This is a genomic window from Agromyces aerolatus (assembly GCF_031432255.1).
GTDB lineage: Bacteria > Actinomycetota > Actinomycetes > Actinomycetales > Microbacteriaceae > Agromyces.
Genome location: NZ_JAVKGQ010000011.1, coordinates 36423 through 59513 on the forward strand (window position 1 = coordinate 36423; position 23091 = coordinate 59513).

Here is a 23091-nt window from a genome sequence, read left to right on the forward strand (position 1 = left end):
TCGCGCCATCACGACCTGTACCGACCGAAACCTGCACCGACCGAGACCTGCACCACCGAACCTGCACCACCTGCAATCCGTCACCTGATCACCACATGCAATGGAGGAACCAATGAACGCGACACCGCACCGTCCCACCTCTGTTCTCCCGGCCGGCAAGAGGCGGCGGAGGTCCCGCGGGCTGGCGCTCGTCCCGATCGCCGTCGCGCTCGTCGCGGGCCTCGCGGCCTGTTCGGCGACGACGCCCGAGGGCGGCGGTGACGCGAGCGCGCCGGCCGACGGCGAGGGCACGCGCGTGGCGTTCGTCTCGCAGATCGAGGGCATCCCGGTCTTCGACGCCTTCAACCGCGGCGCGACCGCCGAGGCCGAGCGGCTGGGCATCACCTACACGCAGGGCGGCCCGGCAACGGTCGACGCGACCGAGCAGCTGAGGATCTTCGACAGCTTCGTGCAGCAGGGCTACGACGCGGTCTCCGTCTCGGCGCTCGACCCGGCCTCGCTCGACCCGGCGATCTCGGCCGCGCGTGCGAAGGGCACCGTCGTCATCACCTCCGACAGCGACGCCCCCAGCAGCGAACGTCAGGTCATGGTGCAGCCGGCGAGCTTCGATCAGGTCGCGAAGGCGCTCGTCGACCAGATGGTCGAGGCGATCGGAGCCGAGGAGGGCACCTACGCGATCATCTCGGGCGCACCCGACTCGCCCAACATGAACGGCTGGATCGACGCGATCGAGGCCTACAGCGCGGAGGCCTACCCCGGCCTCGAGCTGGTCGGCGGGGTCCGGTACACGTCCGACACCGCGACCGCGCTCAAGGAGACCCAGGACCTGCTCACGGCGTTCCCGGACCTGAACGGGGTGTTCTCGATCCCGTCGAGTGCGCTCCCGGGCGTGGCTCAGGCGGTCGAGACATCCGGGAAGTCCGGTGTCGTGCAGGTCGTGGCCTCCACCAGCCCGGCGACGGCCCGAAAGTTCCTCGAGAGCGGAACCGTCTACTCGACCGTGCTCTGGGACATGCTCGACCTCGGCGCCCTCACGGTGTGGGCCATGAACGAGCTCGTCGAGGGGCGGACCTTCGAAGCCGAGCAGACGGTTCCCGGCCTCGAGAACCCCGTCACCTACGACGCCGAGACCGGCGAGCTCTTCCTCGGTGAGGCGAAGGTGTTCACGACCGAGAACATGGACGACTACGACTTCTAGCATCCGCTGAAGTCCGAGTCGGCAACCCAGGATCGAAAACCGGAGGACGAGAATGACCCCCATTCGTCTGGAGGTCCAGGACATCTCCAAGCGCTTCGGCGTGACCACCGCTCTGGACGGCGTCTCCTTCACCCTGAAGGCGGGCGAGCGTCTGGCCGTACTCGGTGAGAACGGTGCAGGGAAGTCCACCCTCATCAAGGCGATCGCCGGTGTGCACGCGCCGGACGTCGGCAGCTTCCGGCTGAACGGCGCGGATTACGCGCCGAAGTCGCCCGCGGAAGCGCTCGCGTCGGGGGTGAGCATCGTCTATCAGGAGCCGTCGTTCTTCCCGAGACTGAGCGTCCTGGAGAACCTCTTCGTCGGCCGGGAGCTGTCCAACTCGCTCGGCGTGCTCAGCTGGCGGCAGGTGCGCAACCGTGCCGAGCAGCTGTTCGAGCGGCTGGGATTCTCGATCGACCTCCTGGATCGCGAGATGGGCGAGCTGCGGCTCGCGGAGCAGCAGCTCGTCCTGATCGCGCGCGCGGTGGATGTCGAGGCGAAGGTCCTCATCCTCGACGAGCCCACCTCGATCCTGACCAACTCGGAGGCGCTGCGGCTCTTCGAGGTCGTCCGGACCCTCGCGGATCAGGGCGTGAGCGTCCTCTACATCACGCACCGGTTCGATGAGCTTCCTCAGGTCGCCGACCGGCTCATCGTCCTCCGAGACGGCCGCTTCGTCGGTGAGCTGCCGGTGTCCGCGCATCACGACGAGATCGTGACCCTCATGATGGGCAGGGCGATCGACAGCTCCGTGGAGCGGTCCCCTGCCGATCCGGGGGACGAGGTGCTCAGCGTGCACGGGTACTCCGTGAGCGACGTCGTCCGCGACGTCGACCTGCACGTGCGAAAGGGCGAGACCGTGGGCCTCTACGGCCTCGTCGGGGCGGGGCGGTCCGAGCTGGCGATGGGCCTGCTCGGACAGCTCCCGTCGTCGGGAGGAACCGTGCAGCTGAACGGAGCCGCGTTCACCCCGAAGTCGCCGGCGCACGCGATCGCCAACGGCATCGCGTACCTGCCGGAAGACCGCAAGACCCAGGGCATCTTCCCGTTCATGAGCGTCGCGACGAATCTCAGCGCCTCGATCCTTCCGCGTCTCACGACGCTGTTCGACCTCGTGCGGCGTAAGGGCGAGCGGGAGCTCGTGCGCGGGTGGATCGATCGGCTGCGGATCAAGGCCGCGCGTCCGTCCGCCCCGATCACCTCGCTCTCGGGCGGGCATCAGCAGAAGGTCCTCCTCGCGCGGCAGCTGTCGGTCGAGCCCACGCTGCTGATCCTGGACGAGCCGACCCGGGGCATCGACGTCGCCACGAAGGTCGACGTCCAGCGCATGATCATCGACCTCGCTCGCGGGGGGATGGGCGTGCTCGTGATCTCGAGCGAGCTGCCCGAGCTGCTCGCCGTCTCCGACCGTATCCAGGTGATGCGCGAGGGGCGGGTGGTCGCCCATCTGACCGGAGACGACATGACGGAGGAACGCGTGCTGCGTGCCGCAGTGGGAGTGGCATCATGACATCCGAGCAGACCATGCTGGCGGTGAAGCGTGGGCCGTCCACCACCGGCCTCGCGCTCACCCGCTTCCTCCGGCAGGGGCTCGTGCCGATCCTCCTGCTCGCGGAGGTCATCTTCTTCGCGGTCGCTGCGCCCGGATTCGTCGCGCCGTCCAACCTCGCGAACATCCTCGTCAACGCGGCCGACATCGGCCTCGTCGCGGCGGGGGTCACGCTCGTCGTGCTGGTCGGCGGGATCGACGTATCGGTCGGCAACATGGTCGGCGTCGTCGCGTGGGTCGCCGTGAGTCTCACCACGAGCGGGATGCCGCTCGTCGTCGTCGTGCCGGCGGCCCTCCTCCTCGGCGCCTTCCTCGGCGCCATCAACGGATGGCTCGTCGCGATCGGCAAGGTCCCCGCGATCATCGCGACACTCGGCATGGCGGCCATCTACCGGATGGTGCTGTTCCTCCTGTGGGACAAGACCGATCTCTTCACGGGCCCGCTCATCGACTGGCTCGGCCCGCTGTCGCGAGTCGGTCCCGTCCCGAACGTCGCGCTGCTGACGCTCACGGTCTTCCTCGCGCTCGCCTGGATGCTCCGGTACACCGTGTTCGGCCGGCGGCTCTACGCGATCGGCAACGACCCGGAGAGCGCACGACTCCTCGGCGTCCCGGTCGCCAGGACGATCCTCATCGCCTACGTCATCGTCGGGGTGCTCGTGGCGTTGGCCGCGATCGTGTACTCGGGGCGGCTCGGCGTCATCCAGTCCAATGCCGGCAACGACCTCACCCTGCCGGCGATCGCGGCCGTGCTGCTCGGGGGGACGAGCATCCTCGGCGGCTCGGGCGGCGTGCTCAAGACCCTCACGGGTCTCGCCTTCATCGTCGTGCTGCAGAACGGCATCGTGCTGCTGGGCGTGCCGTCGCTGCTCAGCGGCGTGATGGTCGGCTCGGCCCTCATCATCGCGGTTGCCACGGACGTCCTCACCCGGCGAGTGCTGGACGCGAAGCGAAGGAACTCACTATGACGACGTCAGCCACGCTCACCTCCAAGCTGCAGAAGGTCTCCTGGTCGGATCGGCGGGTCGTCCTGGCCCTGCTGCTGGTGATCGTCGGGGCCGTGATGAGCCTGATGTCGCCGTACTTCCTCCGCATCGACAACCTGCTCTCGATGACGCAGTTCGGCGCGGTCGTGGGCCTCCTCGCGCTGGGGCAGGCCATGGTGATCCTCGGCGGCGCGGGCGGGATCGACCTGTCGGTCGGCTCGACCATGAGCCTGTCCGGGGTGCTCATGGGACTCGTCGCGCAGAACACGGGCGTGAGCCCCTGGATCGCCGCGCTCGTCGCGCTGGCCGCCGGGCTCGTCCTCGGCGTCGTGAACGGGTTCCTCGTGACGGTGATCCGGATCCCGGCCCTCATCGCCACCCTGGGCACGCTCTTCCTGTACAGCTCGGTCGCACTCGTCCTCACGGGCGGAGGCCAGACCGGCGGAATGGACCGGGACGGCTTCCGATTCCTCGGGAACAGCACGGTCCTGGGCATCCCGACGCAGGTGCTGCTCGTGGTCGTTCCGTGCTATCTCATCGTCGGCGCGATCTTCGCGTGGACTCGGTACGGCCGCCGGATCTACCAGGTCGGCAACAACGAGCTGGCCGCGGCGCTCGTCGGCACGAACGTCACGCTCCTGCGGTTCTCGCTCTACTGCTGGAGCGGCGTGCTCGCGGCGATCGCCGCGATCGTGAGCAACTCGTGGCTGCTCACCGCGCGTCCGTCGGCCGGGCTCAACCTCGAGCTGCAGGCCGTCACGATCGCGGTGCTCGGGGGCATCCACATCTTCGGCGGACGGGGGAACCTCGGCGGCGTGGCCTTGGCCGTGCTCCTGGTCGTGGTGCTGAACTCCGGGCTGCAGCTCGCGGGCTTCTCGCAGACGGTCCAGGCCGGCGTGCTCGGGGCGCTGCTCGTGATCTCCGCCCTGCTGTCCGGCGTGACCGGGTTCCGCCCGTGGCGGAAGGGTGCACGAGCGAGGCCGGGCCATGCGGAGTGATCGGCGGACCCTCGACGTGCTCAGCGTGGGCGACGCCAGCGTGGACTACTTCGTGCAGGTCCCGCACATCGCCCGCGCTGACGACAAGGCGATCGGGCGCCTGCTCGGCGTGCATGGCGGCGGGATGAGCGCGAACCTCGCGGTCGCCGCGGCGTACTGCGGAGCGAGAACCGGCCTGATCACGGCCTACGGCTCCGACGATCGAGGGGCCAGGCAGATCGAGGAGCTCCAGTCGCTCGGCGTGGACACGTCCCAGAGCATCGGGCTCCCGGACGCCGAGGGCTGGTTCTGCGTCGTCCAGCTCGATGCCACGGGTGAGAAGGCCCTCGTGGGCGTGGAGACCGACGTGAAGATCCCGCGGGCCGCCGAGGTCCACGACGACGCCCTGCGCTCGTCGAGGGTCGTGGTCCCGCTCGCGGACGACGTCCCGTGGGCGCTCGACCTCGCCCGCCGCGCCCGCGAGGCCGGCGCGCTCGTCGCGGTCGACCTCGAACCCTCGACCGTCGACGGGGACTGGCGCGACCTCGAGGCACTGCTCGGCCTCACCGAGGTCGTGTTCGCCAATCGTGCGACGATCGAGCGGGTGGCGGGCGGTGACTTCGAACGCGCCGCCGAGACGTTCCGCCGCTTCGGCGCGCGCATCGTCGTGCTGACCGATGGCCGTCGCGGCGCGACCTGCTCCACGTCGGACGGCTCGTGGTCGGCGAGCACACGGGTGGAGACGGTCGCCGACACCACCGGAGCCGGGGATGCCCTCGCCGGTGCCTTCATCGGCTCGTGGATCCGGGGCGCCGACCTGCCCTCGAGCCTGCGCGCCGGGGTGGCGGTCTCGTCCCTGTGCGTGGAGCACGTCGGAGCGCGATCCTATGCACCCTCGGTCCCCGCGGACAGTCCCATCCATATCCGACGCCTGGAGGGCGTCCGACTCTCACAGGAGGCCAGTGATGACACTGCTTGACAAGATCCATGGAAGCCTCGCGGCCGCCTGTGTCGCCGACGCCCTCGGCGCACCCACGGAGGAGTGGTCGATCGCCGAGATCCCGCGGCTGTTCGGCGGCCGGGTCGAGAGCTTCCACGCACCGCTGCCCACGGCCCCGTATGCGAAGGGGCGGTCGGCGGCGCAGATCACCGACGACTCCAGCCAGATGCTCATGCTCGCCGAGGCGTTCGCCGCCAACGACGGCGAGGTGAGCCCCGAGACGATGGCCGAGCTGCTCATCCGCTGGTCGGGGAATCCCGACTATTACCCGCACTTCGCCGGCCCCACGACACGCGCCGCGATCGACCGGTTGAAGGCCGGCGACGATCCGTGGATCGTGGGCAAGGAGGGCGCGACGATGAGCGTCGGCGCGAGCAACGGCGGGGCCATGCGGGTGGCGCCGGCCGGACTCGTCCACCCCGGCGACGTCGAGGGGGCTGTGCGTGCCGCGCAGCTCACGTGCGTGCCGAGCCACAACACCAGCATCGGCGTCGCGGGGGCTGCGGCGATCGCCGCAGCGGTGGCCTGGGCCTGCGTCGACGGCGTGACGGTGCTCGACGTCGTCCGCGCTGCGCGGCACGGCGCGGAGCTCGGCGAAGAGCTCGGTGCGCGCGAGGGACGGCTCGTGCCCGGGCCGTCGGTGTCGGAGCGCATCGACCTCGCCGTCTCGCTTGCGATCCGTTCGCGCGACGTCGACGACGCCGTGCAGAAGATCTCGGACCTCGTGGGCACGGGTCTGCCGGCCGCCGAGGCGTGTCCCGCCGCCATCGGCTTCTTCGTCGCCGCACAGGGCGATCCGTTCGTGACGGCCGTCCTGGCGGCCAACGCCGGCGGCGACTCGGACACGATCGGCTGCATGGCCGCGTCGATCTCGGGTGCGCTGACGGGCCGGGGCGGTGTCCCGGACGATCTCGTCTCGCAGGTGGAGGAGGCCAACGACCTCCACCTCCTCGACGTCGCAGAGCGGCTCCACGCCGTCGTCCGGGGGCGGTGACGTGGGCGGGTTCCCGGCGCAGTCCGGCGTCGGCCGTCTTCTAGAGTCGGGTGTGCGGTCCGCCATCGCTCACGTGAACCCGCGCGACAACCGCATCCCCAGCACCTGAGACGAAGAGATCCGGAGGACTCAATGGCGTCACGAGAGGCACCCAGAGGACGCGTGAGCTATCACACGATCGCGGCCGCCGCCGGGGTCTCCGTCTCGACGATCTCGCGCTATCTGAACGGACACATGCGGCTGCGACCCGATACGGAAGCGCGGGTGCGGGCCGCGATCGAGGAGACCGGGTTCATCCCCGACCCTCCGGCGAAGCCGGCTCCGGATGAACGGCAGACCGTCGGCATCGTCGTCCCCCACCTCGGGAACTCGTACTACGGCCGCCTGGCTCAGGGCCTCGTCCGCGCGGCCGAGGACCAGAACTATGCCGCCGTCGTCACGAGCACCCTGGACAACCCGCTCAAGCAGCTCGACTACGTCTACCTCCTCGAGGCGGCGCAGGTGAAGGGCATCCTGTACGCGGGAAACTACCGGACGAACACCGCGCTCGCCGAGGTCATCGAGCAGGGGATCCCCGTCGTCGTGGTCGACGAGGAGGTCAGCGGGCTTCCGCCGGTCGACGCCGTGCTGGTGGACGACTATGCCGGCGCCTTCCAAGCGACGACCTACCTGTGCGCGCAGGGCCACCGCGACATCGCCTTCGTCGGCGGGCCAGCGAGTCTTCGGTCGACGCAAGAGCGCAAGCGCGCATTCGAGGACGCCCTCCGTCGATTCGACGTCGACCCAGGTGAGCAGATCACGCTGTTGGGATCGTTCACCGAGGAGTTCGGCGCCGCGGCGATCTCCCGCATCTTCTCGTCGCCGACGCGCACGACCGCCGTGTTCGCTGCGAGCGACATCATCGCGCTCGGGGCGTTGAGCGCGGTGCGGAGCCTGGGGATGTCCGTGCCCGAGGACCTGTCGATCGTCGGTTTCGACGACATCCCCGAGTCGCGTCACGTGGCGCTCACGACGATCCGCACACCACTCGACCTCATGGCGAAGGCCGCCGTCACCGCGCTGGCCGAACGGATCGACGGCCTGGGGAGCCAAGCCCGCACGGTGCACGTCCCCGTGACGCTGCAGATCCGGGAATCCACGCGCCCAGCGGCCTGACCCACGACCTGGACACAAGGAGAAACGATGGAGACGATCTCGAGCTCGGTCGGCCACGAGAGCGACGAGGCGCTCGCGAAGGAGCTGCACCGTCTGGACCACGACGGTCTCGTCGAACGGATCTACCTCGGTGAGACGCTCATCGGCCGGCGACGGTTCCGGGCGACGGGCGATCGCGGCAACGAGTACGGCATCATCCTCGACGTCGATCCCGCCCAGATCGAGGGGCGGGTGCTCATCCTCGAAGCGGATCGCGCGGTCGTGCTCTACCAGGGCGAGCCCGACACCCTGACGCTGCGGGCCACCGACATCGCTGGAGGAGTGCAGCTCGGCTGGCACGCCGGCCACCTGCACTGGCGCGTGCGCTTCGACGGCGAGGTCATGGTGGTCCTGCTGGACGGTGAGCGCGAGGAGTATCTCGCCCGGATCGCGCCGTTCCTGGAGTCGGGGCAGATCGCGGTGGTGAACGCACCCGCCGACGCGGACGGATGACGCCCGATGCGCACTCCGCTGCTCGCCGCCCTCCTGCACTCCGACAGTGCGCTGCCGTCCGGCTCCTTCGCGTTCTCGTGGGGGCTCGAGGAACTGTACGAAGACGAGCTCATCGGCGAGGACGTGCCGTTCGAGTCCATCCTGGAGTGGTACCTGACGACGCGCTGGGCCCCGTTCGACCGCTACTTCGTGCACCACAGCTGTCTCGCCTCGGCCGATGAGCGGGTCGCGCTGGACCGCCGCTGCACGGCAGCGAGCACGGCGGCCGCGGCGCGCATGAGCGGAGTGAGCGCCGGACGGGCGATGTTGCTCTCGTGGTCGCGGATGGGGATGCCGCCGGCCGAGGAGTTCAGCCGCCGGATCCGTTCGGGCGCGGCCGATGGGAACCTCCCGGTCGTGCAAGGGCTGGTCTATGCCGAAAGCGGCATGGATCAGGATCTCGCGTCGGCGGTGAGCGGCTGGACGTGCGTCAGCAGCCTCGCCTCCGCGGCCGTCCGGATGGGCCGCGTGGGCGCGCTCGCCTCGCAGCTGGCGCTGAGCCGGACGCTCGACGTCCTGGCCGCTCTGCTCGACACCCCCGTCCCCCCACGGCCGACGTCGTGGGCCGTCCTGCAGGACGTGGCCATGGAACGCCACGCCCTGCGCAACTCCCGACTCTTCGCCTCCTAGGACACGCAGTGAATCTGACACCCACAGAGATCGACCGGCTCATCCTCTTCTCCGCGGCCGAGTTCGCACGCCGCAACCGAAGCCTCGGCATCCGGCTGAGCCATCCCGAGGCCGTCGCGCTCCTCACCGACGAGGCCATGACGATGGCACGGCAGGGCCTCACCTACGACGAGATCCGAGATCGCGCCCACGCACTCCTGACTGACGACGACGTGCTCAGCGGTGTTCGGTCGATGGTCACGAAGGTGCTCATCGAACTGCCCATGGCCGAGGGGACGAAGCTCCTCGCGCTGTTCGACCCCATCCTGCCGACCGCCGAGGACGACGGGATGCGGCCGGGCGAGGTGATCCCGCACGCCCCCGACGTCGAGGTCGTCGGCGAGGAGCCGGCGGTCGAGCTCGAGGTGACCAACCTCGGGGATCGGGACATCCAGGTGCGCAGCCACACCCATTTCTTCGAGGTCAACCGGGCGCTCTCATTCGACCGCAGCGCCGCCTTCGGGCGCCGGCTCGCCCTGCCGGCCGGCTCCGGAGTCCGCTTCGAGCCGGGCGTGCCGAAGCGGGTCTCGCTCATCGAGATCCGCGGCACCCGCGACGTGCGCGGGTTCGCGGACCTCACCAACGGGTCGGTGGACGATCCCGCCGTCGCCCGCGAGGCGATGGCCCGCGCGGAGGCGCGCGGATACCTGAGGACGGAGCAGACCAATGACTTCGATTGATTCCGCGCAGTACATCTCGATGTACGGCCCCACCAAGGGGGACCTCATCCGTCTGGCGGACACGTCGTTGTTCGCGGAGATCGAGCATGACTACTCGGCGCGCGGCGACGAGATCATCCTCGGCGGGGGGAAGACGCTCCGCGATGGCGAGGGGATCGCGGGCGAGTCCACCTACGACGACGGATGCCTCGATGCGGTCATCGCGGGCGCGACCGTGATCGACGCCGTCCTCGGCGTCGTCAAGGGCGACATCGGCATCCGGGACGGGCTCATCGTCGGGGTCGGCCGCGCGGGCAACCCCCGCGTGATGCCGGGCGTGGACCCGCGACTCGTCATCGGCAACGCCACCTCGATCATCGCTGGTGACGGCGTCATCGTGACGGCGGGGGCCATCGAGGCGCATGCGCACATCCAGTCGCAGGAGCAGGCCGCCCAGGCCATGTCGGGCGGCATGACGACCCTGATCGGCTCGGGCTCACCCGCCTATGTCCTGGACACCGGTAGCGGAACGGTGCCGAACATGGCGATGTTCCTGCGTTCCACGAGCGGCACGCCCGTCAACTTCGGCGTGCTCGGACGCGGGAGCTCCGACCCGCGAGCGGTCGTGGCCTCCGTCGCAGGAGGCGCCCTGTCGGTCAAGGTGCACGAAGACTTCGGCGCTTCCCCCGCGGTCATCGACGGCTCGCTGCGCGCGGCCGACGCTCACGACTTCTCGGTCCACTTGCACACCGACTCGATCAACGAGTTCGGCTTCGCCGAGGACACCATGGACGCCATCGCCGGGCGGACCATCCACATGTACCACGTGGAGGGCGCGGGCGGCGGCCATGCGCCCGACCTCCTCCGCGTGTGCTCGTACCCGAACGTCATCCCTTCCTCGACGAACCCGACGAACCCCTACACCCCGGCCACACTCGATGAGGGCCTGCCCATGGCCATGCTCGGCCACAACCTGCGCTTCGACTCGGCGGTCGACCTCGCGTTCGGCGAGGCCAGGATCCGTGCGCAGTCGATGGCGGCGGAGGACTATCTGCACGACATCGGCGCGATCTCGATCTTCGCGACGGACACGCAGGGCATGGGCCGGCTGGCCGAGAACGTCGCGAAGTGCTGGCAGCTCGCGAGCGTGATGAAAGATCGGCACGGGCGCCTGCCGGAGGAGCGGGGGGCGGGCGACAACGAGCGGATCAAGCGCTACGTCGCGAAGCTCACCATCAATCCGGCCATCGCGGCGGGGATCCAGGACTACGTGGGTTCGATCGAACCGGGCAAGTTCGCCGACCTCGTCCTCTGGCCGCGCGCGTCGTTCGGGATCAAGCCCATCGCGGTGATGAAGCGCGGATTCGTCGCGTGGGCCGCGCTGGGCGACGCGAACGGGAGCTTGCCGCTCTCCGAGCCGGTCGTCCAGCGGCCGAACTTCGGTGCATTCGGTGACGCCGCGGCTCGGCTGGGTGCGATCTTCGCGTCCCAGGTCGCGTTCGACGACGGGGTCGTCGAACGGCTGCAGACCGACAAGCCGGTGCTGCCCATCCGGTCCACGAGGGCGCTGACGAAGCACGACATGGTGCACAACGATGCCTTGCCCGAGATCGAGGTGGATCCACGGAGCTTCCTGGTGCGGGTCGACGGCGAGGAGATCCCGCCGACGCCCGTGCACGAGGTCCCGCTCGCACGACGTCACCTGTTGCGATAGGAGGAGAGAGATGAATCAGCTGCCCGCAGCGAGAGTCGGCATCGGGGGACCGGTGGGCTCTGGGAAGACGGCGCTCGTCGAGGGATTGATCCCGGTGCTCACGAGCCGCGGCCTCTCGGTCTCGGTCGTGACCAACGACCTGGTCACCGATGAGGACGCGCGGCGAGTCCGCGCGTCGGGCCTGATCGACCCGGAGCGGGTCGTCGCGGTCGAGGCCGGCGCGTGTCCGCACACCGTGATCCGCGAGGACCCGACCCTCAACATGGCCGCGATGGACCGGCTCACCGAGCAGTTCCCCGACACCGAGATCGTGCTCTTGGAGAGCGGCGGAGACAACCTCGCCTCGACCTTCTCGGCCGACCTCGTGGACTTCTGGCTCTTCGTGATCGACGTCGCCGGGGGAGGAGACATCCCCCGCAAGCGCGGGCCGGGTGTGCAGCGGTGCGATCTCCTCGTCGTCAACAAGGCGGATCTCGCCCCGCACGTCGGCGTCGATCTGGAGCAGATGGAGCGCGAGGCGCGTGAGGTGCGTCGTGGCAAGCCCGTCATCGTGACGTCCTGCCGAGAGTCGCTCGGGATCGAGCAGATCGCCGACCACCTCTGCGAGAACGTGCTGTTCCGCTGAGATGCGGCAGCACGTCCACCTGGAGTTCTCGACCCTCGGGGGCCGGACCGAGCTCGTCCGCCGGCGGTTCGGCTGGCCGTTCTTCGTGGGTCGGCAGCTGCGCTCGCCCGATGCGCCGACCGCCTCCGTCGTCACCCTTCAGAGTGCCTCCGGGACGTTGAACGCCGGCGACGAGACCGCGACGACCGTCGTCGTCGAGAGCGACGCGCACGCCGTGCTGCGTTCGCAGGGTGCTCCCTCGGTCCATCGCTCGCGTGCCGGCGGGAAGGCGGTCGAGCACACCGAGGTCCGGGTGGCGGAGGGTGGGCTCGCGGAGCTCGTCGCCGAGCCGCGCATCCTGTTCCCCGGGTCCCACTACGAGCAGACCACGGATCTCCACGTACAGGGCGCTGGGCGGATCCTGTTCGGCGAGGGCATCGTCGCGCTCCGCGGCGAGTCCGGTGCCACGTTCAGTCGTTACGAAGCCGCGTTGCGCATCTTCCGAGACGACGCGCTGCTCGTCGACGACGCGAGCTCGACCGGCGGGTGGGGCTCGATGCCCGGGCGCATCGGGGACTTCCTCGCGTTCGGTCACCTCGTCGCGGTCGCGGACGGCGAGCTCCCGTCGATCGGCCGGGACTGGAACGACTCGCAGCGGTACCTCGCGTCCACGGTCCTCCCGAACGGGGCCGGGGTGATGGTGCGCATCGCCGCCGTCGACGGCCGGCACCTACGCCGATCGCTCGACGACGCGGCGAGCGTCCTGCGGGCGGCGCTCCGGGCGTAGGGGCGCCTGAGCCTCTGCTGCCGCATGTGGACATTTCAGTTAGTGCACAGTAACTTAGTTTGAGTTAGTCACCACTAACTGAGTTCCGGCGCACCGTCGCCCGCGTACCCATCGTCGTTCGAGGAGACCCATCGTGAGCACCGAGACCGCGTCGTTCGATCTCACCGAGGACGAGCGAGAGCTTGCCGCCATGGTGCGGGAGTTCGCCGATGAGGTGGTCGCACCGCAGGCCTATCAGGCCGACCGGGACCACACCCTGTCGATGGACGTCGTCGGGCAGATGGGCGAGATGGGCCTGTTCGGTCTGCCCTTCCCCGAGGAGGTCGGCGGCCAGGGCGGAGACTACTTCGCGCTGGGGCTGGCGATCGAGGCGCTCGCCCGGGTCGACCAGTCCATCGCGATCACGCTCGAGGCCGGCGTCAGCCTGGGCGCGATGCCGGTGTACCGCTTCGGCACCGAGCAGCAGAAGCGCGACCTGCTTCCCGACCTGCTGGCCGGGCGCGCGCTCGCCGGGTTCGGTCTGACGGAACCGGAGGCGGGGTCCGACGCCGGCGCGACCCGCACGACCGCGGTGCTCGACGGCGACGAGTGGGTGATCAACGGCACCAAGCAGTTCATCACGAACTCGGGCACGCCGATCACGCGGTTCGTCACGGTGACCGCGGTGACCGGCGAACAGGACGGCCGCAAGGAGATCTCGACGATCATGGTGCCCAACGGGACGCCGGGGTTCACGGTCGAGCCCGCCTACGACAAGGTCGGCTGGCATGCGTCCGACACGCACCCGCTCACGTTCCAGGACGTGCGCGTGCCTCGCGAGAACCTGATCGGGGAGCAGGGGCGAGGCTTCGCCAACTTCCTCCACATCCTCGACGAGGGGCGGATCGCGATCGCGGCGCTCGCGACGGGGGCGGCCGAGGGATGTCTCGAGGCCGCCGTCGACTACGCGAGGCAGCGCACCGTCTTCGGTGAGCCGCTCGCCAGCCGTCAGAGCATGCAGTTCCTGCTCGCGCGCATGCAGATGCGCGTGCACAACGCGCGCCTGGCCTGGCATCACGCGGCCCGGCTGCGCGACGCGGGCAAGCCGTTCAAGACCGAGGCCGCGATGGCGAAGGTCACCTCGAGCGACGCGGCCATGAGCAACGCGCGCGACGCGACCCAGGTGTTCGGCGGGAACGGGTTCATGAACGAGTTCCCGGTGGCCCGGCACTACCGCGACTCGAAGATCCTCGAGATCGGCGAGGGCACGACCGAGGTGCAGCTGCTCGTGATCGCGCGCGCGCTCGGGGTCGCGTAACGGCTGAGCCCGCGGCGTGCACGGACGCCGGGGATCTGGCATTCTTTGGAAAGGCTTGGACGGATCTTTCTTCGACACCGTCCCAGGCGCACCGAAGACATGCGGGAGGATCCCTGATGCCGAGCGATCTGCTCATCGGACTCGATCTCGGGACGACCACCGCCAAGGCGTCGGTCTACGCCGTCGATGGGACCAAAGTCGCGGAGGGTCGGGCCGCGACCCCCTGGGGCACGCATGCCCGGGGCGTCGAGGCCGAGGCGACGGACATCCGGGACAGTGCGTTCCGGGCATTGGCGGCGGCGGCCGAGTCGGCGCCGGCGGGCACCATCCGGGCGGTCGGCGTCGCGAGCATCGCCGAGTCGGGCGTCTACCTCGACCGAGACGGCGAGTCGGTCGCCCCGGTGATCGCGTGGCATGACAAACGCGACCGCCTGGAGCTGGAAGACCTGGACCGCGACCTCGGCGCCCGGGAGTTCAGCGGTCGGACCGGGCTCCCGTTCCGCCAGCAGTGGTCGATCACGAAGAGCAGGTGGATCGATCGACACGTGCCGGGCTCCAGGCGCGCGGTGACCCGGATGAACATCGCCGAGTGGATCGTCCACTCGCTGGGCGGGCGCGCCACGTCAGAACCGTCGCTCTCCGCACGCACCGGATGGTTCGACGTGGAGGCGAACGCGTGGTGGGCCGAGGGCGTCGCGTTCGCAGGACTTCGCGCCGACGTGTTCCCGCCGCTCGCCGAATGCGGGGAACGGCTCGGCGAAGCGGGAGCCGGCGTTCATCCGCGGCTTCGGGGTGCGGCCCTCACCGTCGCGGGCCATGATCATCAGGCGGCGGCAGCGGGACTCGAGATGTGGAGCGACGGCGACGTCTTCGACTCGTGCGGCACCGCCGAGGCGTTGGTGCGCACCGCGTCGCGCGGCCTCGGCCGGGACGACCTGCTCCGGCTCACCGACGCGGGCATGACCGTCGGCCCGCACGCCCTGCCGGGGCGGCTGTGCGTGCTCGGTGGCACCGAGGGTGGCCTGCAGCTCGGTCGCGTGCTCCGTATTCTCGGCGTCGACGACCTCCGAGACGGGCTCGACGAGGCGGCGAGGGCGTCCTCCGGCTCGCTGAGCATCGAGTTCGACGGAGGCGGTCGCGCGGCCATCGCCGGGCTGGGCGACGATGCCTCCCCGGCGGCGCTCTGGCGGGCCGCGGTGGAGGCGGTGACCGACGACGCCGATCGCCTCGCACGATGCATGACCGAGGTCGTCGGCCCCAACCGCCGGGTCGTCGCCGCCGGGGGGTGGACCGCGAGCGCGACGCTCATGGACGCCAAGCGCCGACGCTGGGGTGACGTGCTGATGGTTCCCGACACCGAGGCGGGCTCGCGCGGCGCCGCGCTGTTCGCCGGGGTCGCAGGTGGGCTGTGGAGTTCGGTCGAGACCTCGTCCTTCGTCCCGATCGGAGCGGTCCGGTGAGCCCTGACGACGGAGCGCCGGCCCGCTCGAAGCACCCGGACGAACGGCACCGCGCCATCCTGACGACCCTCCGAGAGGCGGGGCGAGTCGACTCGGAGGAGATGGCGCGACAGCTCGGGGTGACCGGCGAGACGGTGCGCAAAGATCTCATCCGGCTGGAGTCACTGGGGCGGCTCCGGCGCGTTCGCGGCGGCGCCGCGCTCCCCGAGTCGATCAGCTACGAGGCGGAGGTGTCGCTGCGTCTCGAGTTCAGTCACGAGAAGTCCCGGATCGCGGTCGCGGCGCTCGACCGCATCCCGGTCGCCGGCGCGATCTACATCGATGCCGGATCGACGACGGAGCGCTTCGCGAGCCGCATCCCGCCACAGCGCGAGCTCACGGTCTACACGCACGCGCTCTCGGTCGCCAACGCGGTGATCGACCACCCTCGGCTCGAGGTGTACCTGCTGGGCGGCCGCCTGCGCCGCACGACGCTGGCCAATGTCGGCTCGGCGACGGAGCACGCGCTCGCGGAGGTCAACGTCGATGTCGCCTTCCTCGGCACGAACGGGATCAGCGCGACGCGCGGGCTGACGACCCCGGATCCCGAGGAGGCCTCCGTCAAGCGTGCCGTGCTGTCGTCGGCCCGCGAACGGGTGCTGCTCTGCGACCACAGCAAGTTCGGCGTCGTCAGCGGGATGCAGCACGCGACACTCGACGATCTCGACGTCCTCATCACCGACCGGGAGCCGCCTGCGGAACTGCAGCGGGCCCTGGATCGGTCAGGAGTGCGATGCGAGGTGGTCCAGGCGGCCGGGTGACCGGCCCCGATCACCTCGCGCCGAGGCGTTGGCCGCGGTCGGGATCGGCGACGAGCGTGACCGGCACCTCGGCGGCAGGCCGCGCGGTGAACAGCGTCGTCGGATGCTCGACCGCCGAGGTCGCCCACACGACCGCACGGGTCAGCGCGGCGACACGATCCGAGGGGTCCGCCACGAACCCGGCGAGGAGGGCGTCGCCGGCGCCGACCGCGTTGCGCACGGCGTGCGGCCGGGCATGAGCCCAGAGCGGCACGCCGCCATCCACCAGGAGCGCGCCCTGGGCTCCGAGGCTCACGAGGACCGCGCCGACACCCCGGCGACGGAGGTCGTTCGCGCCGTCGACGACGTCGCCGAACGTAAGCGGCTCCGCGCCGAGCAGCTCAGCGAGCTCGGCGGCATTGGGTTTGACGAGCCAGGGGCGTGCCTCGATCGCGGCGGCGAGCGCCGCTCCAGATGTGTCCACGGCGCAGCGGACCCCGTGCCGGTACGTCGTCTCGACGATGCGCGCGTGCAGGTCGTCGGCGGTTCCGGGGGGCAGGCTCCCGGCTGAGACGACGACGGATGCCTCGTCGGCGAGCTGCTCCACGACTCGCAGCAGCTCGGCCGCCGCCGACGCGTCGAGGGTCTCGTTCGCCGTGTTGATCTTGGTGTCCTCGGTGTCGGTGACGAGCGTGATGTTCGTTCGGACGGGTCCGCCGTGCGTGACGGTCGCGCCGACCCGGTCACGGCCGAGTGCGTCGAGGATGTACGTCGCGCCAGTGCCGGATCCGGCGAACACCGCGTGGGCCTGGTACCCATGGCGAGCGACCGCCGTGGCCACGTTGATCCCCTTCCCGCTCGCCTCCCGCTCGGTGGATTCGGCGCGGTTGACGTCGCCGAGTGCGAATCCGGGGACGTGCACGGTCCAGTCGACGGCGGGGGATGGCGTGACGGTCAGGATCATGCGCTCAGAATAGCTGCGATTCTGTGTAGATTTGGAATCACTTGTAGAACGTTGCGAAATGGAGTGGTTCGGATGAGGGTTCCCACAGCTCGGTTGATCGGCGACGACCGTCGCCCGGGTGTGCTCGCCTTCAACGTGATCACGCTCGAGCACGCTCAGGGCGTGCTCCGCGGGGCGGAGGCGGCGGAGCAGGCCGTCATCCTGCAGCTCAGCCAGAACGCCATCCGGTATCACGGCGATCTGGCGGCGATCGCGGCGGCGATGGTCGTGCTCGCCGAGCGGAGCACGGTCGAGGTCGCGCTGCACCTGGACCACATCACCGAGCGCGAGATCGCCGTTCGCGCGCCCGAGATCGGCTTCGGTTCCGTGATGTTCGACGCGTCCACCCTGCCGTACGAGGAGAACGTCGCGCGCACGGCCGAGGTGGCCGCCCACCTGCACGCGGTCGCGGGCGCGGGCCTCTGGGTCGAGGGCGAGCTCGGCGAGATCGGCGGCAAGGGCGATGCGCACACGCCGGGCGTGCGAACGGATCCAGAGGAGGCGGCCGATTTCGTCGGGCGAACCGGCGTCGACGGGCTCGCCGTCGCGGTCGGCTCCCAGCACGCGATGGCGACCAGGGGTGCGACGCTGGATCTCGACCTCATCGGCGAGCTGGCGGCTCGCCTGGACGTCCCGCTCGTCCTGCATGGCTCCTCCGGAGTTCCGCATCCGACGATCCGGGCGGCGATCGCTGCCGGCATCCGCAAGGTCAACATCGGCACGGCGCTCAACAGCGCGTTCACGGGCGCGGTGCGCGAGCGGTTGTCCGACGCCGCGATCGTCGACCCTCGGCGGTACCTCAGCGCCGCACGTTCGGCGGTCCAGTCGGCGTCGGAGGCGGAGTTCGCGCGGATCCTCGGCGGCGGAGACGACGCGCCCAACCCCGAGTGATACCGTTAACATCGGCTGTGCGATGCAGGGCGGCGACGGAGTCTGCCCTCGGTTCGGCTGTTCTGCGCGGGAAATCACCGCCGTGTCCGGCTGTTCAAGGAGGAGGCCGTCTATGCAGACCTGGGCGCCGCCAGTCGAGTCGTTTCCCGCTGCGACGGAGCACTGCGGTGCCCGCTGACGGCGGCAGCGCGCCCGACGTCCGGCGCGTTGGTGTCCGCGCGAGCATGCACGACGTCGCCGCACGCGCGGGAGTCTCGCACATGACCGTCTCCCGGGTGCTGAACGGCCACCCGAGGATCCGGGACGAGACGCGCGCGCGTGTGCTCAAGGCCGTGGAAGAGACCGGGTACATCCGCAGCTCGATCGCTCGCGCGATGCGGACCAACCGTTCCATGCGGCTCGGCGTGCTCATCGACGGGCCATGGCAGCATGGGCCGAACAACACGCTCCGCGCGTTCGAGCGTGTCGCGCAGACCCGCGGCTATTCGGTCAACGCACTCTCGCTGGAGCCCGGAAAGGACATCCACGCAGACGTCCTCGAACTCGTGCTTCAGGGAGTCGATGGACTCTGCGTCATCGCTCCCCGCCCTTCCCTTCTCGAGCGCATCCGGAAATTCGCCGTCGGGCTCCCCGTGCTCGTCATCAAGGACGAGACCGACGAGGGCATGGTGATCGTCTCGTTCGACCAGTCCGCGGGAGCGACGAGTGCGGTCGAGCATCTGATCGGGCTCGGGCACCGCACCATCTTGCACCTCTCGGGCGCGCCGGACTCCTACGATTCGCTCATACGATCCCTCGCGTGGCGAGCGGCGCTCGAGCGTGCTGGACTGAGCGTCCGAGAGCCCCTCGCGGGGGACTGGTCGCCGGACTCCGGGTACACGTCCGCACGCGACTACGACCTCGGGGACGCGACGGCGATCTTCGTGAGCAACGACCACATGGCCATGGGGGCGATCCACGCGCTCCACGAGCGCGGCATCCGTGTTCCACAGGACATGAGCATCGTCGGCTTCGACGACATTCCCGAGTCGCGGCACTACCTCCCGGCGCTCACGACCGTCCGGCAGGACTTCCAGCTCCTCGGCGCGGCTGCGGCCGATGATCTGCTCCTCGCGGTCGAGGGTCGGTACGAGAGTGAGCGGCCGCGATTGAAGACCGAGTTGATCGTGCGCGATTCCACGGCACCGCCGCCGGGCCGGTGAGCGGATCAGGCGGCTGGCGCCGACAGCGTGTTGCCGACAGCGTGTTGCCGACAGCGTGTTGCCGACCGAGTGTTAACGTGAACGCGAATTCGTGATAACGTGAACACGACGCGATCCGGCCAGCACCCACGGCGCGGAGAGTGTCTGCAATCCACATAGCGGGCGATGCCCGCCATCACAGCCGGCACCCCACGGCCCGGCGGCCTCGCGGCCGCCGGAACCACAGCCGCTCACCGCAGGAGGGGCTCCTCGTCGTGCGCCCGGCGGCACGCGGTCACGCGCGTGCTCGATGCACCAATCCGATCAGAGCAGATGGGACAGAAATGAAGCGCAAGCACTTCAAGCTCGGCACGGCCGTCGCGATCGCGGCGGCGGGTGCTCTGGTACTCAGCGCGTGTGCCGGCGACTCGACGGGCGGCGACGCCGGCGACGGGCCGGTGACGCTCACCCTCTCGCAGTGGTGGCAGCCGGAAGCGGGCGGCATGCTCGAAGAGGTGGTCGCGGCGTTCGAGGAGGAGAACCCCGACATCACGATCGAGCTCCAGACCGGTCCGTACGGCACGACGAAGGACCAGTACGTCACGGGTGCGGCGTCGGGCAGCCTCCCCGACATCCTCGGACTCGACCCGAACTGGGTCTACGACCTCACGAAGCAGGGCGTGCTCGCCGACCTGGATGCGCTCGACGAGGAGGCCGGCTCCGGGCTGGTCGACTCGATCGAGGGCGTCGTCGTCGACGACGCGACGCGGGCGCTGAACGTCGCGTACGCGACGTACGTGCTGTTCGTGAACACCGAGGTGCTCGGTCAGGCCGGAGCCGAGGTGCCCGCCACCTGGGAGCAGTTCCGCGCCACCGCCGAGGCCATCAAGGCCGCCGCCCCGGACGTCTCGCCCACGGTGCTCCCGCTGTCGCTGGAGTCACCGGTCGGCATCAAGAACGACCTGCTGTCGTGGTTCTGGGCCGAGGAGGGGACCTTCCGGGACGGTGCCGGGGCCGACCTCGTCACGCCCGAGCTCGAAGAGGTCATGACCTATTTCGCGGACCTCAACGCGGCCGGCCTCATCGCTCCGGGCATCGCCAACATGAAGGAGCAGGACAAGGTCGAGGCGTTCAGCAACGGCCAGACGGCCATGATGGTGTCGGCGACGCCGCACATCAACCTGGTGCGCGACTCCGGCCAGGTGGACTTCACCGTCGCGCCGATCCCGACTCCCGAAGGCTTCGACGGAACGCCCGGTGCCACCTACGGGTCATGGGCCGTGGGCGTCGCCGAGTCCTCCCCGAACAAGGCTGCCGCATGGAAGTTCGTCGAGTTCGTGCTGAGCGCAGCGCAGAACGCCGACCTCGCGGGCGCCGCGAACCTGTACCCGGCCAACCCGGACTCCGAGCTCGACGTCACGTCGATGGATGAGAACGGCGCCGCCGCCTACGAGATCTGGAAGTCGGGCACGCCCGTCGACGAGTTCCTCGGCCTTCCTTCCGCCGACGAGCTCCAGCGCACGCTGATCGAGCAGACGCAGCGGATCCTGACCGGCGACGTGGACGCGGCCGCAGGCCTCGAGGCCGCGCAGGAGGAGTGGGACGGGATCATCGGAGCCGGCTGACCCCTCCGGTACGCCCTCGGTGGGGCGGGAGAGCGACGATCTTCCGCCCCACCGCACCGATCCCAGTCCAACGGATGAACTGCGAGTCCTGTCGTGTCAACGTCAACGAAATCCGAGACCAGCGTCCCTCAGCCCGCTCCCGCGCGGCGACGATCGTTCGCCCGATTCGCTCAGGCCGGTGCGCCGTACTTCTTCGTCGCGCCGTCGGTCCTGGTGCTCCTGTGCCTCCTCGGCATCCCGATCATCCTCGTCGTCACCTATTCGCTGATCGAGCGGGCCGTCACGAACCCCGACTTCACGTTCGTCGGCGTGGACAACTACCTCGCGGTGCTCACCGATCCGCGCTTCCATGAGGCGCTGCTGCACACCGCGGTGTTCACGATCGGTTCGGTCGTCGCCCACCTCATCCTGGGCCTCGCCTTCGCGCTCATCCTCAACTCCCGGTACATCCGCCCGGTGCTGCGCACGCTCCTGCGTGCCCTGTTCATCGTCCCGTGGCTGTTCACGATCGCGGCCACCGCGGTGCTCTGGCGGCTCATCCTCCAGCCGAACGGCGTGCTCAACCAGGTGCTCAGCGCCATCGGCATTCCGGCGGAGGGCACCGAATGGCTCGCGGACATGCAGCTGGCGATGCCGACCCTGATCGCGGTGAACATCTGGGCCGGCTACCCCCTGTTCATGATCAGCCTGCTCGCCGGGCTGCAGAGCATCTCGCCCGAGCTGTACGAGGCGGCGTCGATCGACCGCGCCGGGAAGATCTCGCAGTTCTTCAATGTGACGGTCCCGCAGCTGTGGCCCACGATCATCTCTCTCGCACTTCTCGACGCCATCTGGACCTCCCAGCAGTTCCCGCTCGTCTGGCTGCTCACCGGGGGCGGTCCCGTGACGGCGACCGAGGTCGTCCCGACCTACATCTACAAGACCGCCTTCAGCCGATACGAGTTCGCCGAGGCATCCGCCGCGGCCGTGGTCATCCTGCTGATCTCGCTGGTCCTGGTCGCCCTCTACGTCCGCAAGATCAACCGCATGAATCGTGAGGTGGCCTGATGAGCACCGTCGGCGAGATCCGGTCGGCAGACACCGACGCGCAGGTCAGCGCTTCGTCCCCCCGCGGCACCGGCGCACCGGGAGACCGCGGCCGCATCCGCCGCAGCCGGCGCGAGCGCGACGATCGCCGCAAGACGTGGATCATGAGCACGGTCGGCGTCCTGCTCCTCGCCTTCCCGCTCGGGCCGATCGTGTGGATGGTGAGCACGGCCTTCAAACCCAACAGCGAGGTGTTCGCGTCCCCGCCGCGGCTCATCGCCGAGAATCCCACGCTGCAGGCCTTCGCCAACGTGCTCTTCGACCCCGAGAAGCTGCGCATCTTCGGGAACAGCTATCTCGTGGCGACCTGCACCGTGATTCTCACGCTGCTGCTCGCCGTCCACGCCGCATATGCGTTCTCGCGGTTCGAGTTCCCCGGCAAGCGCATCATCAACGTGTGCGTCATCGCCACGCAGGCGGTCCCGCCCATCACGCTGCTGATCCCCTTCCTCGGCCTGATCGTGCTCGCGGGCCTGTTCAACAGCTACGCCGGGCTCATCCTCGTGTACATCGTGTTCACGCTGCCCTACTGCACGATCATGCTCACCGCCTACTTCAACGGCGTCCCTCGTGAGCTCGACGAATCGGTGAAGGTCGACGGCGGCAACGCATTCACGGCGCTCTGGCGTGTGATCATCCCGGTCTCCGGCCCGGGCCTCGTGTCGGTCGGCGTCTACGCGTTCATCATCGCGTGGAACGAGTACCTGTTCGCGCTCTCGCTGACGCGGACGATCGACATGCGCACGGTGCCCATCGGCATCGACCTGCTGATGGGCCAGCACGCCTACGAATGGAACGAGATCATGGCGATGAGCATCCTCGGCTGCCTGCCCGTGATCGTCGTCTTCGCGATCTTCCAGCGATACGTCGTCGCCGGCCTCGCCGCCGGCGCGGTGAAGGGATAGCG

At 69.6% G+C, this 23091-nt stretch carries 22 protein-coding genes; 21 read left to right on the forward strand and 1 reads right to left on the reverse strand.

Annotated features, from left to right (window positions below; all coding sequences use genetic code 11):
* The first annotated feature begins 112 nt into the window (after positions 1–112).
* From RH864_RS13625 to RH864_RS13700, 16 genes are all read left to right on the forward strand, one after another.
* A complete protein-coding gene (locus RH864_RS13625) occupies positions 113–1198 on the forward strand; it encodes an autoinducer 2 ABC transporter substrate-binding protein (protein ID WP_310518104.1) in 1086 nt (361 codons plus the stop codon).
* A gap of 52 nt (positions 1199–1250) precedes the next feature.
* A complete protein-coding gene (locus RH864_RS13630) occupies positions 1251–2747 on the forward strand; it encodes a sugar ABC transporter ATP-binding protein (RefSeq protein ID WP_310518105.1) in 1497 nt (498 codons plus the stop codon).
* Positions 2744–3754, forward strand: coding sequence for an ABC transporter permease (locus tag RH864_RS13635; protein WP_310518106.1), 1011 nt, complete (start codon positions 2744–2746; stop codon positions 3752–3754). The genes RH864_RS13630 and RH864_RS13635 overlap by 4 nt, the downstream gene beginning before the upstream one ends.
* Positions 3751–4770: an ABC transporter permease gene (locus RH864_RS13640; RefSeq protein ID WP_310518107.1), complete on the forward strand. Its 1020-nt coding sequence runs from the start codon at positions 3751–3753 to the stop codon at positions 4768–4770. The genes RH864_RS13635 and RH864_RS13640 overlap by 4 nt, the downstream gene beginning before the upstream one ends.
* Complete coding sequence (locus RH864_RS13645) at positions 4760–5728, forward strand: carbohydrate kinase family protein (RefSeq protein ID WP_310518108.1); 969 nt, start codon at positions 4760–4762, stop codon at positions 5726–5728. Before RH864_RS13640 ends, RH864_RS13645 begins: the two co-directional genes overlap by 11 nt.
* Positions 5715–6743: an ADP-ribosylglycohydrolase family protein gene (locus tag RH864_RS13650; RefSeq protein WP_310518109.1), complete on the forward strand. Its 1029-nt coding sequence runs from the start codon at positions 5715–5717 to the stop codon at positions 6741–6743. The genes RH864_RS13645 and RH864_RS13650 overlap by 14 nt, the downstream gene beginning before the upstream one ends.
* Positions 6744–6905: 162 nt before the next feature.
* Positions 6906–7898 carry a LacI family DNA-binding transcriptional regulator gene (locus RH864_RS13655; protein ID WP_310518110.1) on the forward strand — a complete coding sequence of 331 codons (993 nt, stop codon included), beginning with the start codon at positions 6906–6908 and terminating at the stop codon, positions 7896–7898.
* 27 nt (positions 7899–7925) lie between these two features.
* Positions 7926–8390, forward strand: a complete 465-nt coding sequence (locus RH864_RS13660) for an urease accessory protein UreE (RefSeq protein ID WP_310518111.1) — start codon at positions 7926–7928, stop codon at positions 8388–8390.
* A gap of 6 nt (positions 8391–8396) precedes the next feature.
* The gene (locus RH864_RS13665; RefSeq protein ID WP_310518112.1) at positions 8397–9059 is read left to right on the forward strand and encodes an urease accessory protein UreF; all 663 of its coding nucleotides are present in this window, start codon (positions 8397–8399) and stop codon (positions 9057–9059) included.
* A gap of 8 nt (positions 9060–9067) precedes the next feature.
* On the forward strand, positions 9068–9778 hold the full coding sequence (gene ureB, locus RH864_RS13670; protein ID WP_310518113.1) for an urease subunit beta: 711 nt from the start codon (positions 9068–9070) through the stop codon (positions 9776–9778).
* A complete protein-coding gene (gene ureC, locus RH864_RS13675) occupies positions 9765–11471 on the forward strand; it encodes an urease subunit alpha (protein ID WP_310518114.1) in 1707 nt (568 codons plus the stop codon). Before ureB ends, ureC begins: the two co-directional genes overlap by 14 nt.
* Before the next feature lie 10 nt (positions 11472–11481).
* The gene (ureG, locus tag RH864_RS13680; protein ID WP_310518115.1) at positions 11482–12096 is read left to right on the forward strand and encodes an urease accessory protein UreG; all 615 of its coding nucleotides are present in this window, start codon (positions 11482–11484) and stop codon (positions 12094–12096) included.
* A gap of 1 nt (position 12097) precedes the next feature.
* Positions 12098–12862 carry an urease accessory protein UreD gene (locus RH864_RS13685; RefSeq protein ID WP_310518116.1) on the forward strand — a complete coding sequence of 255 codons (765 nt, stop codon included), beginning with the start codon at positions 12098–12100 and terminating at the stop codon, positions 12860–12862.
* A 133-nt stretch (positions 12863–12995) separates the two neighbouring features.
* Entirely contained in the window at positions 12996–14159 is a 1164-nt protein-coding gene (locus RH864_RS13690) for an acyl-CoA dehydrogenase family protein (protein WP_310518117.1), read from the forward strand.
* Positions 14160–14275: 116 nt separating this feature from the next.
* Complete coding sequence (locus RH864_RS13695) at positions 14276–15619, forward strand: FGGY-family carbohydrate kinase (protein ID WP_310518118.1); 1344 nt, start codon at positions 14276–14278, stop codon at positions 15617–15619.
* Entirely contained in the window at positions 15616–16419 is an 804-nt protein-coding gene (locus RH864_RS13700; protein WP_310518119.1) for a DeoR/GlpR family DNA-binding transcription regulator, read from the forward strand. Before RH864_RS13695 ends, RH864_RS13700 begins: the two co-directional genes overlap by 4 nt.
* A gap of 10 nt (positions 16420–16429) precedes the next feature.
* Here the strand turns inward: RH864_RS13700 and RH864_RS13705 are convergent, their stop codons facing one another.
* The gene (locus tag RH864_RS13705) at positions 16430–17362 is read right to left on the reverse strand and encodes a 1-phosphofructokinase family hexose kinase (protein ID WP_310518120.1); all 933 of its coding nucleotides are present in this window, start codon (positions 17360–17362) and stop codon (positions 16430–16432) included.
* 72 nt (positions 17363–17434) lie between these two features.
* Here RH864_RS13705 and RH864_RS13710 point away from each other — a divergent pair, with 72 nt between their 5' ends.
* The 5 genes from RH864_RS13710 (at position 17435) to RH864_RS13730 (ending at position 23089) form a co-directional block, all read left to right on the forward strand.
* Positions 17435–18292 carry a class II fructose-bisphosphate aldolase gene (locus tag RH864_RS13710; RefSeq protein WP_310518121.1) on the forward strand — a complete coding sequence of 286 codons (858 nt, stop codon included), beginning with the start codon at positions 17435–17437 and terminating at the stop codon, positions 18290–18292.
* A gap of 167 nt (positions 18293–18459) precedes the next feature.
* Positions 18460–19494: a LacI family DNA-binding transcriptional regulator gene (locus RH864_RS13715; protein ID WP_310518122.1), complete on the forward strand. Its 1035-nt coding sequence runs from the start codon at positions 18460–18462 to the stop codon at positions 19492–19494.
* Positions 19495–19817: 323 nt separating this feature from the next.
* Positions 19818–21098, forward strand: a complete 1281-nt coding sequence (locus tag RH864_RS13720; protein ID WP_310518123.1) for an extracellular solute-binding protein — start codon at positions 19818–19820, stop codon at positions 21096–21098.
* A 93-nt stretch (positions 21099–21191) separates the two neighbouring features.
* Positions 21192–22145 carry a carbohydrate ABC transporter permease gene (locus RH864_RS13725; RefSeq protein ID WP_310518124.1) on the forward strand — a complete coding sequence of 318 codons (954 nt, stop codon included), beginning with the start codon at positions 21192–21194 and terminating at the stop codon, positions 22143–22145.
* Complete coding sequence (locus RH864_RS13730) at positions 22145–23089, forward strand: carbohydrate ABC transporter permease (protein WP_310518125.1); 945 nt, start codon at positions 22145–22147, stop codon at positions 23087–23089. Before RH864_RS13725 ends, RH864_RS13730 begins: the two co-directional genes overlap by 1 nt.
* Positions 23090–23091 lie beyond the last annotated feature (2 nt).